This is a genomic window from Anaerococcus sp. HMSC075B03, from assembly GCF_001815585.1.
Lineage (GTDB): Bacteria > Bacillota > Clostridia > Tissierellales > Peptoniphilaceae > Anaerococcus > Anaerococcus vaginalis.
In genome coordinates, this window is record NZ_KV821183.1 from 1 (window position 1) to 17375 (window position 17375).

The 17375-nt window shown below is 29.8% G+C and carries 14 protein-coding genes; 9 read left to right on the forward strand and 5 right to left on the reverse strand.

The genetic code is table 11. From position 1 onward, the window contains the following. Nucleotides 1-219 precede the first annotated feature (219 nt). Genes HMPREF3045_RS04150 through ade form a run of 7 tightly spaced genes read left to right on the forward strand, consistent with a single transcriptional unit; the run spans nucleotide 220 to nucleotide 7085 of the window. On the forward strand, nucleotides 220-936 hold the full coding sequence (locus HMPREF3045_RS04150) for a cytochrome c biogenesis CcdA family protein (RefSeq protein WP_070737176.1): 717 nt from the start codon (nucleotides 220-222) through the stop codon (nucleotides 934-936). Nucleotides 937-944: 8 nt separating this feature from the next. Beyond that, nucleotides 945-1496 carry a redoxin family protein gene (locus HMPREF3045_RS04155; RefSeq protein ID WP_070737177.1) on the forward strand — a complete coding sequence of 184 codons (552 nt, stop codon included), beginning with the start codon at nucleotides 945-947 and terminating at the stop codon, nucleotides 1494-1496. A gap of 9 nt (nucleotides 1497-1505) precedes the next feature. Beyond that, nucleotides 1506-2675 (forward strand): peptide-methionine (R)-S-oxide reductase MsrB, encoded by a 1170-nt coding sequence (gene msrB / locus HMPREF3045_RS04160; protein WP_070737178.1) that lies wholly within the window; start codon nucleotides 1506-1508, stop codon nucleotides 2673-2675. A gap of 6 nt (nucleotides 2676-2681) precedes the next feature. Further along, the gene (locus HMPREF3045_RS04165; RefSeq protein WP_004839637.1) at nucleotides 2682-3422 is read left to right on the forward strand and encodes a response regulator transcription factor; all 741 of its coding nucleotides are present in this window, start codon (nucleotides 2682-2684) and stop codon (nucleotides 3420-3422) included. Then, the gene (locus HMPREF3045_RS04170) at nucleotides 3423-5108 is read left to right on the forward strand and encodes a sensor histidine kinase (RefSeq protein ID WP_070737179.1); all 1686 of its coding nucleotides are present in this window, start codon (nucleotides 3423-3425) and stop codon (nucleotides 5106-5108) included. It begins immediately after the preceding gene. Further along, nucleotides 5105-5383 (forward strand): hypothetical protein, encoded by a 279-nt coding sequence (locus HMPREF3045_RS04175; RefSeq protein ID WP_083316581.1) that lies wholly within the window; start codon nucleotides 5105-5107, stop codon nucleotides 5381-5383. Before HMPREF3045_RS04170 ends, HMPREF3045_RS04175 begins: the two co-directional genes overlap by 4 nt. Nucleotides 5384-5393: 10 nt before the next feature. Next, a complete protein-coding gene (gene ade, locus HMPREF3045_RS04180) occupies nucleotides 5394-7085 on the forward strand; it encodes an adenine deaminase (protein WP_070737180.1) in 1692 nt (563 codons plus the stop codon). Nucleotides 7086-7155: 70 nt separating this feature from the next. Here the strand turns inward: ade and HMPREF3045_RS04185 are convergent, their stop codons facing one another. From HMPREF3045_RS04185 to HMPREF3045_RS04195, 3 genes are all read right to left on the reverse strand, one after another. Beyond that, nucleotides 7156-8109 (reverse strand): 3-hydroxyacyl-CoA dehydrogenase, encoded by a 954-nt coding sequence (locus tag HMPREF3045_RS04185; RefSeq protein WP_070737181.1) that lies wholly within the window; start codon nucleotides 8107-8109, stop codon nucleotides 7156-7158. Nucleotides 8110-8273: 164 nt separating this feature from the next. Then, nucleotides 8274-10514, reverse strand: coding sequence for an ABC transporter permease (locus HMPREF3045_RS04190; protein WP_070737182.1), 2241 nt, complete (start codon nucleotides 10512-10514; stop codon nucleotides 8274-8276). Then, a complete protein-coding gene (locus HMPREF3045_RS04195) occupies nucleotides 10514-11209 on the reverse strand; it encodes an ABC transporter ATP-binding protein (protein WP_070737183.1) in 696 nt (231 codons plus the stop codon). Before HMPREF3045_RS04195 ends, HMPREF3045_RS04190 begins: the two co-directional genes overlap by 1 nt. A gap of 220 nt (nucleotides 11210-11429) precedes the next feature. Between HMPREF3045_RS04195 and HMPREF3045_RS04200 the strand changes: the two genes are divergently transcribed. After that, a complete protein-coding gene (locus HMPREF3045_RS04200) occupies nucleotides 11430-12824 on the forward strand; it encodes a Na+/H+ antiporter NhaC family protein (protein WP_070737184.1) in 1395 nt (464 codons plus the stop codon). On the opposite strand, the gene HMPREF3045_RS04205 is transcribed toward HMPREF3045_RS04200, so the two are convergent. After that, nucleotides 12787-13704: a LysR family transcriptional regulator gene (locus HMPREF3045_RS04205; protein ID WP_004839646.1), complete on the reverse strand. Its 918-nt coding sequence runs from the start codon at nucleotides 13702-13704 to the stop codon at nucleotides 12787-12789. The genes HMPREF3045_RS04200 and HMPREF3045_RS04205 overlap by 38 nt on opposite strands. A 79-nt stretch (nucleotides 13705-13783) precedes the next feature. Between HMPREF3045_RS04205 and megL the strand changes: the two genes are divergently transcribed. After that, the gene (gene megL / locus HMPREF3045_RS04210) at nucleotides 13784-14974 is read left to right on the forward strand and encodes a methionine gamma-lyase (RefSeq protein ID WP_070605573.1); all 1191 of its coding nucleotides are present in this window, start codon (nucleotides 13784-13786) and stop codon (nucleotides 14972-14974) included. 284 nt (nucleotides 14975-15258) lie between these two features. Here megL and HMPREF3045_RS04215 read toward each other — a convergent pair whose 3' ends face one another. Beyond that, complete coding sequence (locus HMPREF3045_RS04215; protein ID WP_070605576.1) at nucleotides 15259-17253, reverse strand: C69 family dipeptidase; 1995 nt, start codon at nucleotides 17251-17253, stop codon at nucleotides 15259-15261. Nucleotides 17254-17375: the final 122 nt, after the last annotated feature.

Genomic DNA, 17375 nt, shown 5'->3' on the forward strand with positions numbered 1-17375 from the left:
ACCTCCCGGGAGACTAGGAAGTTGCCAAACAATCAAGACTAGCATAAGCTAGTCTTTTTTGTTGTCTATAAATATAATTTTTTTGATTTTAAATTTCTTTTTGCTTGTATTTTTTTTATTTTTTAATATCTGATTATTTTTATATTTTACATAAGATATTTCTATTCTATTATTTTTCCTTTGATTTTATAATTATATTATAAAAAAAAGGAGGTATTTATGATTGAAAATCAATTACTTTTAAGCTCGGTTTTTATTGCTGGCTTTTTATCGTTTTTTGCTCCTTGTACTTTTTCTTTGATGCCTGCTTATATTGGTATCATTACGGATCAAAGGGGAGAATATAAAAATTTTAAATTTGGAAAAATTTATATAAATATTGGTGCTATTATTAAAACTATGACTTTTATTTTGGGTCTTGCTACTAGTTTTGTTATTTTGGGTTTTGGTGCAGGTTTTTTTGGAAAATTTGTTAATAATAGATGGATAATTTTTATTGGGGGACTTATTGTGTTTTTGTTAGGTCTTCATCAAATGGAAATTATTAATATTGAAAAATTGAATGTTACTAAGACTGTTAATTTTAAAAATAAGAAAACTAAGGCTTTGGGGACTTATCTTATGGGGCTTTCTTTTTCTTTGGGTTGGACGCCTTGTGTTGGTCCAATTCTTGGAGCAGTTCTTCTTACTTCTGCAAGCAGTGGTAAGGAATTTTATGGGGCTTTTATGATGCTAGTTTATTCTTTTGGCCTTATGGTTCCATTTTTATTGATGGCTGTTTTATCATCTACTCTTAATAAAAATTTTGATTTTTTTAGAAAACATCTTATTTTTATGAAACGTTTGGGTGGATTTTTGATAATGGTAATGGGCGTTGTTCTTATGACTAATCAATTGCCTAATCTTACTTCATTTTTTAACAATTTATTTATTTAGGAGGATATATGAAAAAATCTTTAGCGATACCGTTTTTAGTTATAGCTTTTGCTCTTAGTGCATGCTCTAGTGAAAAATCGGCGGATAAAAATATGAATGATATGAAGGATAAAAATATTTCAAGTAATAGTATGGAAAATAAAAATAGTGATAATTCTTTGAATCTTGAGGATAGGGATGGTAACAAGGTTTCTTTGGATTCTTTTAAGGGGAAGAAAACTTATATTAAGTTTTGGGCTTCTTGGTGTCCTATTTGTTTGTCAAGTCTTGGCGAATTGGATGAATTGTCTAATGGTAATGGGGATTATCAGGTTGTAAGTGTGGTTGCTCCTGACCAAATGGGGGAAAAATCTAAGAAGGATTTTATAAAATGGTTTGATGGTTTGGAATATAAAAATATTAATACTTTGTATGATACGAGTGGGGATTTTATTAAAAAATTTAATGTTAAATCTACTCCTACAAATGTATTTTTGGATTCTGAGGGTAAGCTTGTCAAGGTTGCTCCAGGGGCTTTGGATAAGGATACTATCAATGAAATTTTTAAACAGATTAAATAGGAGTTTTGTATGAAAGGTAAATTTATTTTTGTTTTTTTGATTTGTGCTATCTTTTTGGTGGCTTGTTCTAATAATTCTAAGAATAAGTCTAAGGATAATGGAAATATTTCTAGCACAAATGAGGAAATTGGCAAAAAAATTGATGAAATTATTGACTCTAATAATAAGAAAAATTTAAAGGAAATGGAAAATCAAAAAGATATGGATAAGGAAAAGGAAAATTATTCTAAGGATGATCTTAAAAAAATCTACCTAGCTGGTGGTTGTTTTTGGGGTGTTGAGGAATATATGCAAAGAATTTATGGGGTTTATGATGCTGTAAGTGGTTATGCAAATGGAAAGGTTAATAACCCGACTTATAAAACTGTAAGTAGTGGCAAAAGTGGCTATGCGGAAACTGTGGAAGTAACTTATGATAGTAAAAAAATAAAGCTTGAGGACTTGCTTAATCATTATTTTAAAATAATTGATCCAACTAGCCTTAATAAACAAGGAAATGATAGGGGAAGTCAATATAGGACTGGGATTTATTATGTGGATGATTCTGATAAGGAAGTTATAGATAAGGTTATGAATTTTCAGGCAAAAAAATACAGCGAAAAAATTGTGGTTGAAAATATGAAACTTAAAAATTTTACTGTGGCTGAAGATTATCATCAAGATTATTTGAGGAAAAATCCGAATGGATATTGTCATATCGACTTGTCAAAGGCGGGTGAAGTTGTGATTGACCCTGCTAAATATCCAAAACCATCGGATGATGATTTGAAGAGAAAACTTACGGATATTCAATATAGGGTTACTCAAAAAAATGAAACTGAATCTTCTTTTTCTAATGAATATTGGGATAATAAGGAAAAAGGTATTTATGTTGATGTAGCAACTGGCGAGCCTTTGTTTTCATCAAGTGATAAATTTGATTCGGGTTGTGGTTGGTCATCTTTTTCTAAGCCAATAGCCAAAGATGTTGTGACATATCGTGAAGATAAGTCGTATAATATGAACAGAACTGAAGTGAGAAGTAGGTCTGGGGATTCCCATTTGGGACATGTTTTTAATGATGGCCCTAAAGAACTTGGCGGTCTTCGTTTTTGTATAAATTCAGCTTCAATTAAATTTATTCCACTTAAAGATATGGAAGATAGGGGATATGGATATTTAAAACATCTTGTAAAGTAGGGGATTATGTATAAATTGTTAATAGCAGATGATGAATCAATCATAAGAAAGGGCATAAAAAATTTAATAGATTTTGAGAGTTTGGAAATTGATCAAGTTTTTGAGGCGGAAAATGGGAAAGAGGCTGTTGATTTGGCCTTAAAAAACAAGATAGATATAGTTATAATGGATATAAATATGCCTATAGTTGATGGTCTTAGTGCTAGTAAAAAAATAAAGGAGAAAAATCCAGATTCTTACTTGTTAATTCTTACAGGCTACAATTATTTTGATTATGCCCAAGCTGCTATTAGGGCAAAGGTGGACGATTATATTTTAAAACCTGTTAGCAAAAAAGATGTAGAATATATGTTAAAAACTGCTGTAAATAAGCTTAATATTAACAGAAAAAATGAGTCTTTGAAAGAGTATAATGATGAGAATTTAAAGGCAAAAGAATCTTATGAAGATATAAAAAAATATATTGATAAAAATGTATTTTGTGAAGATTTTTCTTTAAATAAGATGGCAAGCGACATTGGTTACAATAATAATTATTTAAGCAGTTTGATAAAAGAAATTTACGGTTTATCTTTCCAGGATTTATCCAATAAATTGAGAATGGAAAAGGCAAGGATTTTGCTTTTGACAAGCGATATGAAAAATCAAGAAATAGCAGATGCCGTTGGTATCTATGATGTTTCATATTTTTCTAATAAATTTAAAAAATATTTTGGCAAAAGTCCAAAACAAATTAGGAAAAAATAAATGAAAAAGATTTTTAAAAAAATAGAATTCAAAATAAGTGCTTGCTTTTTTGTGATTTCTATTCTCATAATATCACTAATGCTTTTTTCTTGGTACAAGCAAAGTTCTTCAAAGCTTATGACATACGAAAAAGAAGAAACAAGCCAAGAAGTCAAAAATGCAAGTATTTATGTGGCAAGCTATTTAGAAAAAAACAAAAACCTTGCCTCTCTTTTGGCTATGTCAGCCGAAAGTCAAAATATAATGGATGATAAGACAGATTTTAAAAATTTGAAGGACATAATAAAAGTTAGCGAAAAAAGCGATGAATTTATAAAAAAAATTTTCCTAGTTTCTGAAAATGGAAATATTATTTCAAATGAGAAAGTAAGTTTAGAAACAAATAAGGATATGAAAAATATTTCTTGGTATAAAAAACTTATAAATTCAAATAATATGGCATTTGCAAGCAAGGCTGATTTTTCAAAAATATCTAGTGATTCATCAAAAAATATAATTAGCATTTCCAAAGAAATTAAAGATAAAAATAATAAAAGATTGGGCTTTGTGGTTATAAATCTTTCCTATAAATTTTTGGAAGATTTTCTTTCGACAATAAATTTTGGCAAAGATGGCTATGTTTTTATTTTGTCCTCAGAAGAAGAACTCCTTTTTAAATCAAAAAATATGGAAGATTTTGGCAAAAAAGATTACGAAAAACTTTTAAAAAAGAGGATGAAACCAGAAAAAATGGACTTTGTTTCATCCAATGTTTTTATTCCAAATACCCAATGGAAGCTGGTAGGAATTTCCTTTTCAAACGCAATTTCTAATTTAAAAAAACAATTAATAGAAAGCTCCCTAATTCTTGCCCTAATCGTTTTTATTTTGACTTTGTTAGTGTCGATTTTTGTGTCAAAAAAAATAAGCAAACCAATAATTTATTTGATTGGAGAAATCAAAAAAACCGACAAAAAATTATATAAAATAAAATCTCTCCCTCAAGCATCAAGCGAAATACAAATCTTAACAAAAGAATACAACAACCTAATAGATAGGATTTTTGTTCTAACAGAAGATATAGAAAAAAAAGAAGAACAAAAAAGAACCTACCAAGTCAAAGCTCTTCAAAGCCAAATAAATCCACATTTTTTATACAATACCTTGGATACAATTTTGTGGCTTGTAGAATTTGGCGAAAATGAAAAAGCAATAAAAGTAACCAAAAATTTAGGGATGCTTCTAAGAAACAGCCTAAACATTGACGAAGATTTCGTAAAACTTGATAAGGAAATAGAACACGCAAAAAATTATCTAGATATACAAAAAATAAGATATGACAATAAATTTACCTACGAATTTATAAAAAAAATACAAACAAGCAGTCTATACGTTCCAAAATTAATACTCCAACCAATAATAGAAAATGCAATTTATCACGGAATAAGAGAAAAAAAATCCAAGTCTTACATTAAAATTATAGTAGAAAAAAATCCAGAATATTTAATAATAAAAATAATAGATAACGGACTAGGTCCAAAAGAAAAAAAAGAAAATATTCCAACAAAACTTGGAGGAATAGGCATGGAAAATGTAAATAATAGGATAAAACTTTTGTGTGGAGAAAAATATAATTTAAAAATGCAAAGAGAAAAAGATGAAACAATAGTAACATATAAGCTAAAAATAATGAAGCAAAAGATATGAATAAATCTTTTCTAGTAGATTCTTTAGGAACAATTGTAGCTGGGTGTTTAGGAACAAGTGTTGTGGGAACAACATTAGAAACTTCAGCCGTCATAGAAGAGGGAGGGCGAACAGGACTTATGGCAGTGACAAGTGCAGTAAAAGCTATAGATTTTGATAATATAACAGAAGCTATACCTGCATTTTTAACCTTTATCATAATTCCTCTTACTTACAGTATTGTGGATGGTATTATGATAGGAATTTTATCTTTAGTTAAAATGTTATTTTTATAAGGAGAGAGAAATGTTAAAGAGTGATATGAAAGCGGATTTGATAATAAAAGATGTCAAAGTAATAGATGTGTTTCAAAATGAAATTTACAAGGGAAATGTAGCAGTGAAGAATGGAAAAATTATTGGCATTGGAGATTATGAAGATGCAGATGAGATTGTAGATGCAAAAGGATACTACCTATCACCAACTATGACTGACGGACACGTGCACATAGAGTCTTCTATGGTATCTCCAGCTGAATTTTTAAAATGTTTAGTTGCAAGAGGAGTTTCAACTATAATAGCAGATCCACATGAGATAGCAAATGTGTGTGGGCTTGATGGGATTGAATACATAATAGATGAAACAAAAGATCTACCGGCACATGTATATGTAATGTTGCCATCATGCGTTCCATGTACACCATTTGAAACAAGTGGAGCTATTTTAAAAGCTTGCGATTATAAAGAGATGATAAATGATCCGAGAGTTTTAGGGTTAGGAGAAATGATGGATTTTGTTGGAACAGTAAATCGATCAGAAGACATCTTGGAAAAAATCGACTTGGCTAAAAATAGCAATAAGGTAGTAGATGGACACGCCCCACTTTTATCAGGAAAGGCGTTGGACGATTATGTACTAGCTGGTATTTTAACAGACCATGAGTGTTCAGATGTAGATGAAATGAAAGAAAAGATTCGCCGAGGAATGTACATTCAATTAAGAGAAGGTACAGCTGCTAAAAATTTAGAAGCACTGATAAAAGGAGTTACAAAAGATAACATAAGTCGTTGTTTCTTCTGTACAGATGATAGACATCCGCAAGACTTGTTAAAAGATGGAAATGTAGATAACAACGTGAGAAAAGCAATTAAATTGGGGATGGAACCTTTAGATGCAATTAAAATGGCAACTTTAAATCCGGCTCAGTGTTACAAAATGGAAAATTCAGGGGCAATTGCACCGGGGTATGTTGCAGATTTCTTTTTATTCGATGATTTGAATAACATAAACGCAAAAGCAGTTTTCGTTGGAGGCAAGAAAGTAGCAGAAGATGGAAAAGTAATAGTAGATTTTCCACAAAAACTTTCTCCAAAGGTACTTTCAAAAATGAATATAAGAGATTTTAAATTAGAAGATTTAAAACTTAGATTGAATTCAAACAGAGTCCATGTAATTGAAATGGAAAAAGAATCACTTTTAACTAAGAAAATTATCTATGATGTAGATGTAAAAGATGGTTACTTCGAATACTCAGATGACGGAATAAGAAAAATAGTGGTAATTGAAAGACACACCGGAAATTCTTCAATAGCAATAGGATTGATAAAGGGATATGATATAAAAAATGCCGCTGTTGGAACTACAATAGCACACGATAGCCATAATTTAGTTGTTATTGGGGACAATGATGAAGATATGCTAAACGTAATAAAGAAAATAGATGAGATGAGTGGTGGAATGGCAATATCTTCAAATGGAAAATTAGAAGGGTTTTTAAGACTTGATATAGCAGGCATTATGAGTAGTAAATCAATGACAGAAGTACATGAAGAGATCAAGAAATTATTAGAAAAAGCAAAAGAGCTTGGAGTAGGAGATGGAATAGATCCATTTATGACTCTTGGATTTATGGCTCTACCGGTTATACCGGATATAAAGATGACAGACAAAGGATTGTTTGATGTAAATGAATTTAAACACATTCCTTTAGAAGTTTAAAAAGTAGGTGCATTTGCACCTACTTTGTCTACAGTCTGAGGCGATAAAAATAATTTATCGCCTTATATTTTTATTTATATTTATAAAATCCTTCCCCAGTTTCAATACCCTTTAAGCCTTTGGCAGCTCTTTCTTCCAATTTTTTAATAGCTTTTGCAATTGGAGAATTTGGATCATTTGCTTGTGGATTTGTTTTTGAAATATTTATTACAGTTGTAATACCAACTATATCAATTATTTCGAAAGGTCCTCTTGGAGAGCCTGTTCCGATTTTCCAATCCATATCTATATCTTTTGGATCAGCAACATCATTTCCATAAAGATTTAGACCTGCGTTAATAAATGGAACAAGCAAAGAATTCAAAATATATCCTGCTTGCTCTTTTTTTATTACAGCTGGATACATTCCTATATTTTTTGCAAATTCAATAACACTTTCAAAAGCCTCATCACTTGTTTTGTCATGCTTCATTACCTCAACAAGATTTTGTCTCCAAATTGAGTTTGCAAAGTGAAGACTTAAAAATTTGTCTTGTCTACCAGTATATTCTCTAAAAGTTGAAGGCAAGAAAGTTGAAGAATTTGTTGCAATAATTGCATCTTCTTTTAAATAAGAAGAAATTTTTTCATAAAAATCTTTCTTTTCATCAACAATTTCTGCAATTGCCTCAATAACAAGATCAGCATCAGAAAATGCCTCATTTAAGTCAGTAGTGTATTTTATTTCTTTAAAAATTTTTTCATTTACATTTTTTAATTCTTCTATTTTTTCATTAGTAATTTCGTTTTTATCTTTGAAAAAAGACCTAGGATAATTTGGATTTTCAGCTCCAATATATGAAGGACAAGCCATAAGTTCCTTAGAAAAAATATTGTGTAAATTTTCAATTCTTGGCTTAATTCTTTCAATAGAACCTTCACTTCTTCCCCAAATCGTTACATTAAATCCATGAAAAGCTGCGACGTAGGCAATTTGAGCACCCAAAACGCCACCACCAGCTACGGTTACATTTTTTATTTTCATTATTTGCTCCTTTTTTATATATATTTTCACATCATATATATTGATATACCCAAAATTTAGTTTTTTAAATTTTATTGTAGAAATCAATATAATAAATTAGCAAATATAAAAGGAGATGTTAAAAAAATAAGCAAAAGCATCAGATACCAAGGTGTAATTTTTATTTATCCATTGATATTTTTAAGCTCTTTTACCATGTCTAATTTTGAAATTTTATAGCTTTCAATAATTTGTGTAATTATAAAAGTAAGTAAACTCAAGAAAAATGCAAAGGCAAATATTTTATTTGGGATAGATATATCCACAAAAATATCTAGTTTTTCCATAGAAATTTTTATTAAAAATTTTAGTATTGTATTCAGTAGTGGCATTAGTATAATCTCAAAAATTACAAGTAAAAAGAGTATGGTATTGATGTATATTTTTACAACTTCTCTATCTTTAAATCCAAATATTTTAAGGTAGCTTATATTTTCTTTTGATTTATCAATAATAGTTGTTGAAATAACGCTCGTTATTATAAAATAAAAGGCGAGCGAAACAATAAGGACAATTTTAAAAACAAATTTAAAGTGGTCAAAAAAATGGTCCATAAATTTTGTCATATCCTTTTTGTTTATCTCTGTTATTAAATTTTCTTTTGAAATATCTAACTTTTTATCTGATAAGTAACTATTAAAATATGAAGAATCCTTTCCTATTAATTTATTTAAGTTTTGTCTATTTGTTAAAATTTGCAAAGTTTTTATCTTATCATCAATTTTTTTTATCTTTAAGGTATTAGTTTTATTATTATAAGAGTTTAAGACTTTTATTGTATCTTTTTTACCTAGATTAAATCTTTGTGCAAGACCGTATGATATAACAACTTCATCTTTTTTAAGCTCATTTAAATTTTTATTATCGTACTTGCTATTTTTATCAACTCCATAAAATTGAATTTTTTTGTCATCAAAATTTACCAAATTTACATTTACAATGCTAGCCATATCCGATTTTATTTTTTCATCCTTTGTCTTTACAAAGTAAATATGGTCATATTTCATCTCATCTTTCATTTTTTTTGCATAATTTTCAAAAGAAGGTTCAAGGCAAAGAGAGAAAACCAAAAGCAAATTTGCTAAGAAAATTCCAAATAGTAGGGCTAGAAAATTTAGTTTGTTGTCTAATATCAATCTTAGTTTTGCCTTTTGCATAAAAGAAAAATTTTTCAATTTAAGTTTTGATATTTTATTTTTCTTATATAAATTTTTTCTCAAAAAGTCAATAGGATTGTGATTTAAAGAAAAATATACAACAAAAAAATTAATTACCAAATATATAAAAATAGGCAAAATAGTCGTAAATGCAAAGGTAAGATGGTTTGTATTTAGCTCAAATTTTGGTAGTTCAAAAGAAAGATAATACACATCAGCATATTTTTTATAAAAATAAGTAAAGGCTATAAAATTTCCACAAATAGATGCCAAAATTGCCAAAAACAAAGGCATAGCCATATAATTTTTTAATAATTCCTTTTTTTTGTAACCAGAAGCTAAAAGACAACCAATTATTGGAGATTCATTTTCAATTAAATTTTTAATTTGCACAGCACTAATAAAGGCTAGAGAAATAAATAATAAAATACTAGCCGAAATCATAGTAGGCACATCCCCATCCATATCATCCATAATATAAGTTATGCATTTATTATCATATCTTGTAACGCCATCAATCATAAGATTTTTTTTGTTGACAATTTTTGCGATTTTTTTAAGCATTTTATTTGCAACTTTACTATTTTTAGAAAATTTATCATGATAAGAATAATTATAAACAATTTTTTTATCCTTTATCTTATCAAAAGTTTTAGAAGACAAAAGACAAACACCAAAATATCCTGTATCCATAACAATATCTTCCCTATTTTTAAGAAGAGTAGAATAATCAGGCAAAGAAACAAGGCCTGTTACGAGATATTTTTTATTTTTAATTTTCAAAAAATCCCCTATATTTATTTTATTTGCCCTTGCATAATTAGCAGAAATAGCAATTTCATTGTCATTATTTGCCAATCTTCCATCAAAAATTTGACTAATATTGATACGATTTCTATTTTTAAAAACTCTTAAAGTTCTATCATCATGATAGTTTTCGTCAAAATAAAAATTTTCATAAACATTCAAAGAAAGATCTTCCAAGGCTTTGATTGTTTTATTAGATAGTTTATCAATACAAACAAATTCTCCATCCTCAACTTTTCCATCATCAATTTGCTTGTAATACAAATGTTTAATAGACTGTTGGGCAGTAAAAAATGATGATGAAAAAATAATTAAAATGGTTAAAGTTAAAAAAATAGAAAAAAATTTAAAAGGATTAGATTTTATTTGCCTATAAATTCTTTTATTAAGAGGATTTTTCATTACCAAGAAACCTCCTTAGCAGATATTTTATTTGAATTTACAAAAAGATTCTTTATTTTGCCATCATGTAAATTTAAAATAATATCACACATTTTACTTATATTAGTATTGTGAGTTGCAATTAAAATCGTAGATTTATAAATTTTATTTAAATTTTCAATTAAATTCAAAACATCCTTAGCACTTTCATAATCAAGAGCACCAGTTGGCTCATCACAAATTAAAATTCTAGGACTTTTTACCATAGCCCTTGCAATAGAAGTTCTTTGAGCTTGACCTCCAGAAATTTCGTTTGGGAATTTATATTTTTGGTCAGATAAACCAAGATTATCAATCAAATCATCAATATCAAGAGGATTATCAGACAAAAATTTACCAAGCTCAATATTTTCTATAACATTTAAATCACTAATTAAATTATAAAATTGAAAAACAAAGCCCAAATTATTACGCCTAAAAATTTCCAAATCTTTTTTATTTAATTCACCTAGATCTTGACCCAAAATATTAACATTTCCTATGTCAATTGTTTCAATTCCACCAATAATATTCAACAAGGTAGATTTTCCAGAGCCAGAAGGACCTAAAATACAAATTATTTTTCCCTCATCAAAAGATAAATCAATTCCCTTTAAAACTTCTATCTTGTTAGAATTTTTTCCATAAAACTTATGTAAATTTGAAATTTTAATCATAATTACCCCTTATAAATAAAAAATTACAAATAAAGATTAACAAGCATATAATCTTTTTTTTTATTATAATACGAATGAGAATCTTTATCAATAAAAATGTGAAAAAGCTTTTATAAGTTTTTCTTATATGCACCATAACTTATATGTATTTTACAACGATTTTAATCTAATGTATTATAATAGTGAAAACGTAATCATTTTTAAAAAAGGGGTGAATATTGTGAAAGAAAATGAAAAAATTTCAGGAAAGGCGTTAATTCCATTTTTGGTTTTTATCGTTATTTATCTTGCCACAGGTATCGTACTTCATTTAAGAGGAGTAGAAATGGCATTTTATCAATTGCCTGCACCTATTGCAGCTCTTGTTGGTATTATTAGTGCATTTTTATTATTTGGTGGAAGTATTGATGACAAATTTGACAATTTAGTTGAAGGTTGTGGCGACTCAAACATTATAATTATGTGTTTGATTTACATATTGGCTGGCGCTTTCTCTGCTTTGGCTTCTGCCTCTGGTGGAGTTGATTCTGTAGTTGGCTTAGGACTTTCTGTTGTTCCTGCTAAATTCTTAACTGCAGGTGTATTTTTAATAGCTTGTTTTATTTCTATAGCTACTGGTACTTCTGTTGGAACAATTACAGCTTTAGGACCTATTGCAATTGGTCTTGCTACTTCCGGTGGTATCAATATTGCTTTGATGCTTGGTGCTTTGGTTGGTGGCTCAATGTTTGGAGATAACTTATCTGTTATTTCTGATACAACTATAGCTGCAACTAGAACTCAAAACTGTGAAATGAAAGATAAGTTTAGGATGAACATTAAAATGGCTCTTCCTGCTGGAATAATTACTTTTATTTTGCTATTAATTTTAGGTGCGCCTGAAACTCAACCAGCTCAAAAAGATTTATCTTACGATATTATTAAGATTATTCCTTATATCTTCGTATTGGTAGTTGCTCTTATGGGCGTTAATGTATTTTTAGTTTTAACTGGTGGTATTGTTTTATCTGGTATTGTTCTTCTTATGAACAACGGATTTAACTTACTTGCTCTTTCTCAAACTATGTGGGAAGGATTTACTGGAATGTTTGAAATATTCTTACTTTCAATGCTAATTGGTGGTCTTTCTAATATGGTTACCAAAGAGGGCGGTATTAATTGGATTATTTCAAAAATCAAAAAATTTGCAAAGGGAGAAAAATCTGGCGAGCTTGGTATAGCTGCTCTTGTTTCTCTTGCTGATATTGCTGTAGCAAACAATACTGTTGCAATTATTATTTCAGGTCCAATTGCAAAGAAAATGTGTAAAGAATATAAGATCGACCCTAGAAGATCTGCATCACTTCTTGATACATTCTCTTGCGTATTCCAAGGAATAGTACCTTATGCTGCTCAAGTATTAATAGCTGCAAGCTTTACAAAAGGTGCTGTAGCACCATTCCAAATTATGCCATATTTCTGGTATCAATTTATCTTGGGAGTTGTTTCCATAGTTTCTATCTATGTACCATTTACAGCTGCAAAAGATAAATGGAATTTTGAATATGATATGGCTGAATCAAAAGTTAGGGGTCATGTTAAAAATTTGGAAGACAATGAACAAGCTCACGCTTAGTTAGGGATAAATATTCCTTACAAAGCTTTGAAAGATTTTTGGAAGATTTGTAAACATAACCTATATCCATAGATAAATTTTCTGGATTTTCAAGCTTAACAGTTTTGATATTAGGAAATCCACTATTTGGATGAAGGCAACCTGTTCCAACATTAAAAGAATTTGTGTTGGAAATAAGCCCCAAAGTCGTGCCCCTATCTTGGGTATAGATAACCTGTTTGTGATCAGGTAAGTTTACAAATTCTTCCGGCAAAATCTCAGTGTCATTTTGCTCATAAATTATCATAGGATAATTATAAAGATCATCTATCTTAATCAAATTTTCATTCGCTAATGGATGGTCTTTATTAATGAAAACATGAGGAATGACCTTGGCAATTGTAACATAAGATAAAGATTTTTCTTTAAATAAATTAAAAATAGCTTGCCTATAAGGTTCATTTATGTAAATAAAGGCAAGATCAGAATAATCGTTTTCAACGTGGTTAATGGCATCAAGGGATGTGGTTTCTTTTAAATAAAATTTGAAAGAATTGTCCTTGTACTTGTCAATTAATTTCATAAAAGCTGAAACGGCAAAATTAAAGTGCTGACTTGACACTCTAAGCTCAGAAATATCCTTATTATCTGGAGCATATTGTCTTTGGATTTCCTTATATTTGCTGATTAAATCTTGGCATTTTATGAGATACTCAAGTCCCTTGGCGGTTGTTTGAGTTCCACTTTGATTTCTCTCAAAAATTTTAAAACCCAGTTCTTTTTCAAGATCATTTATAGCCATGGAAATGGCAGGCTGGGATGTGTAGAGGTTTTTTGCAGCCTTTGAAATAGAACCTGTTTTAGAAACTTCTATAGCGTAAATAATTTTGTTTAAATTCATAATATCTCCTTAGTCTCTTTGGATATATTATATTAAATATTTGGTAAAAATGAAACAATGGAAATGAAAGGATTAGAAAATGACAGAAAACAAAAAAAGATCATTTGCAACAGAAACAATACACGCAGGCGCAATAAAAGATACATACGGTTCATTAGGACTACCAATATATCAAACATCAACCTTTATATTTGAAAACGCAGAACAAGGTGGAAGAAGATTTGCCCTAGAAGAAGAAGGATTTATCTATTCAAGACTAGGAAATCCAACCAATGATGCCCTAGAAAAAAAACTAGCAACACTTGAAGGAGCAGAAGCAGCAGTATCAACATCATCAGGAATGGGAGCAATCACATCATCAATCTGGCCATTCATAAAAGCAGGAGATCATATCCTAGCATGCGGAACACTTTACGGATGTACATTTGCATTTTTAAATGAAATAACAAAATTTAACGTAGACGTAGAATTCATAGATATGACAGACCTAGAAGAAGTTAAAAAACATTTAAAAGAAAACACAAGAATAGTATATCTAGAAACACCAGCAAACCCAACCCTAGATGTAATAGATATAGAAGAAGTAGTAAAACTTGCAAAAGCAAACTCAAAAGATACATTAGTAATCGCAGACAATACATTTGCAACACCATACCTACAAAATCCATTAAAATTAGGCGTAGATATAGTAGTACATTCAGCAACCAAATACCTAAACGGACACGGCGACGTAATAGCAGGATTCTCATGCGGATCAAAAGAATTAATGACTCAAGTAAGACTCGTAGGTCAAAAAGACTTCACAGGCTCAGTTTTATCAGCTCACGATGCATTTTTAATCTTTAGAGGAATGAAAACCCTAGAAGTAAGAATGAAACAACACGTAGCAAACACCAAAAAGGTTGTAGAAGCATTACAAAAACACAAAAACGTAGAAAAAGTATACTATCCAGGCCTAGAAGATTTCAAAAACCACGAAGTAGCCAAAAAACAAATGAAAGACTACGGAGCAATGGTAACATTCGAAGTAAAAGGCGGAATCGACGCAGGAAGAACAGTCATGAATAACGTAAAATTATGTTCATTAGCAGTAAGCTTAGGCGATGCAGAAACATTAATCGAACATCCAGCAACAATGACCCACTCAACCTACTCAGAAGAAGCCCTAAAAGAAGCAGGAATAGCACCAGGCTTAATCAGATTATCAGTAGGTCTAGAAGATGCAGATGAAATAATAGAAGACTTAAATCAAGCCTTAGACCTAATCTAAAAATTATATGAAAAATCTCCCCACAGGGAGATTTTTTAATTTGCTAAATAATAAAATAAAATATATAATAGGTAAATTACTCAAGACAAGTAGGCTTGGATTTTTTTCGATATTTATTCGAATTTACTTAAATAATGAGATCTATCCACGCATTTGCTATGCTTATTTAGTTAAGATAGGTAAGTTATTATTTAATTTCTAAACTTAAATTTTAAAATTTTTCTTACAAAAAAATCGTATTGGAAAACCCAATACGATTTTTTGCTTTTAGTTTATTTTATTTTCTAGTTTTTCTTTTTTCTTGAAAATATAGCTACAACGGCTGCTACTACAGCAACTGCAATGATTATTAATGTTTTGTTTGATTTGTTTTCTGTTTTATTTGTTTCTTGTTCATTGCTTGATGATTGTGCTGATGTTTCTTTTGATGATGCATCGTTTGATTGGCTTGGTTCTTCTTCTTTGCCTTCTGTTTTGTATTCTACTGATGATTTGTCTGTTTCGAATACGTATTTGTCATCTTCTTCTTTTACATCAATTTTGTCATCTTTTGAGCCGAATGCAACTTCTTTTTCAAAGGCTTTTTTAGGAACTGAGATTTTTACTGGATTATTTAATTTTTCTACAGGTTCTCCGTAAGAGTCTACTATTTCGATTTTTCCACCTTTTTCGTCTTCGTCTGGTGTAACTTGAAGATTCAAAGCTTTATCGCTTGTATCTTTTTTAACTTCCATTGTTGTATCTGTGAAGTTTTCAGTAGCTCTTCTTCCGTAGAAAGTATATTCGTATTCGTTTTTCTTTAAATAATCTTTGTATTTGTCTTCTAAGTCTTTGTTGAATCCTTTTAATAAATCGAATGCTTTTTTAGCTTCTTCTTTATTTTTTTCTGTTGGATCTTTTTCTCCTGAAACTTTTGTATTTGCTATTTGTTCTTTTTCAAATTTGTCAATTTCTGGAGTGATGTCTTTCATAAAGTCATCTCTGTTTGCCTCTACCATGTGTAGGGTATCCATTGCCATCCAATAATGTGACTTATCTTTTTGTGGATCATTTGTTTCGTTTTTAACTTCATCAATTGCATCTTCTTGGTTTGGATAGTATGCAACGTATGGTTGAACTAGTGGGGAACCAAGTGTTAGCCACATTATTCCAGGATTTGTTGCCTCTGCGTCTTTTGAAACTTGGAAGATGTGTGATTCCATAGTATTTCTATTTCCTATTGGATAAGTTTCATCTCTTCCTCTGTCATTTGCTTCTAAATCAAAATTTTCTAGTCTGTTTCTTGTAAAGTCCATTACATTTTTAACAGAAATAGAACCTTTTTTTGCATCTTGTAGGAATTCATAAGTTTCAGTTTCCATATCAATTTTAGAATCAGGATTTAAGAATTTGATTCCTGATGCAACTCTTGAACGGTTTGATGGAGAGAATTCCTTTTCTGCATAAGATTTTGCCAAATTTATAATTCTATCATCTTCATTTCCTTCAAAAGTTTTTGCTTTCTTAGCTGTTTCAAAAATTCCTTTAGAATAAAGATAATTTTCGTCTTCGCTCATTATATAATTGTCACTTTCTTCGCCTTTTGTAAGTTTTGCTTCATTTAGCCAGAAAGTATTTGGGAAAACTGAGAATTTATCTTTTGGATATTTCATTGCAACAAATTCATGGCCTGAATAAATTTCTACATACCAAGTATCTGTTTTGTCAGCAACTACAAGAGCATTTCCTTCAGCAGCTCCTTTTGTAGCAACTTCATTAGCTATTAATTTTACAGCATCTAGTGCATTGTCAGCACTTGATAATACAACTGTTGTAATTATTGCCTCACTAATTCCAATTGGCTTTCCTTCTTCTTCTCCATCAAGATATGGATCAACCTTTTGAACATCTTCGCTTGCAGATGCAGAAACAGTCATATCAGCCATAAGACCTTTTTCGTTGTAGCCAGCCTCATCAAACTTACCATATTCAGGAGTAGTATCACTTATAGAAGTAAAACGGTAAGAATCGTGTGGAAGTTCAAATTCATATCCACCTTTTTCTGCGTAAGAAACATCTACAAGTTTTTCTCCTTTTTTGTATTTGCCAGCTTCATTGATTTTATAAACCTTGTTGTGATTTATTTCCAAATCCTCTGTACGACCAAAAATTGTAGTACCATCTTCAGTCAAATCGCTACCAACTATAACGCCTGTACAAGCTTTTGCAGGTAAGGCTAATGCAGTAAATAAAAATACTGCGCTCAATATTGAAACACATAATTTATTAAACATTTTCATAGTGTACCTCCAATTCATATTATAAATCAATTAAATAAAATAGACAAACGTTACCAAAAATAATTTTTCTTCTTTATTTCACTATCAGAACTGAGCGACATTCAATAAATTTTAATAAAAAT

Excerpts from the sequence above, each read along its gene's own strand:
- HMPREF3045_RS04175 (WP_083316581.1), top strand. The coding sequence starts at position 5,105 with ATGAATAAATCTTTTCTAGTAGATTCTTTAGGAACAATTGTAGCTGGG.
- HMPREF3045_RS04155 (WP_070737177.1), top strand. The coding sequence starts at position 945 with ATGAAAAAATCTTTAGCGATACCGTTTTTAGTTATAGCTTTTGCTCTT.
- msrB (WP_070737178.1), top strand. The coding sequence starts at position 1,506 with ATGAAAGGTAAATTTATTTTTGTTTTTTTGATTTGTGCTATCTTTTTG.
- HMPREF3045_RS04150 (WP_070737176.1), top strand. The coding sequence starts at position 220 with ATGATTGAAAATCAATTACTTTTAAGCTCGGTTTTTATTGCTGGCTTT.
- HMPREF3045_RS04195 (WP_070737183.1), bottom strand. The coding sequence starts at position 11,209 with ATGATTAAAATTTCAAATTTACATAAGTTTTATGGAAAAAATTCTAAC.
- ade (WP_070737180.1), top strand. The coding sequence starts at position 5,394 with ATGTTAAAGAGTGATATGAAAGCGGATTTGATAATAAAAGATGTCAAA.
- HMPREF3045_RS04185 (WP_070737181.1), bottom strand. The coding sequence starts at position 8,109 with ATGAAAATAAAAAATGTAACCGTAGCTGGTGGTGGCGTTTTGGGTGCT.
- HMPREF3045_RS04190 (WP_070737182.1), bottom strand. The coding sequence starts at position 10,514 with ATGAAAAATCCTCTTAATAAAAGAATTTATAGGCAAATAAAATCTAAT.
- HMPREF3045_RS04205 (WP_004839646.1), bottom strand. The coding sequence starts at position 13,704 with ATGAATTTAAACAAAATTATTTACGCTATAGAAGTTTCTAAAACAGGT.
- HMPREF3045_RS04165 (WP_004839637.1), top strand. The coding sequence starts at position 2,682 with ATGTATAAATTGTTAATAGCAGATGATGAATCAATCATAAGAAAGGGC.
- megL (WP_070605573.1), top strand. The coding sequence starts at position 13,784 with ATGACAGAAAACAAAAAAAGATCATTTGCAACAGAAACAATACACGCA.
- HMPREF3045_RS04170 (WP_070737179.1), top strand. The coding sequence starts at position 3,423 with ATGAAAAAGATTTTTAAAAAAATAGAATTCAAAATAAGTGCTTGCTTT.
- HMPREF3045_RS04215 (WP_070605576.1), bottom strand. The coding sequence starts at position 17,253 with ATGAAAATGTTTAATAAATTATGTGTTTCAATATTGAGCGCAGTATTT.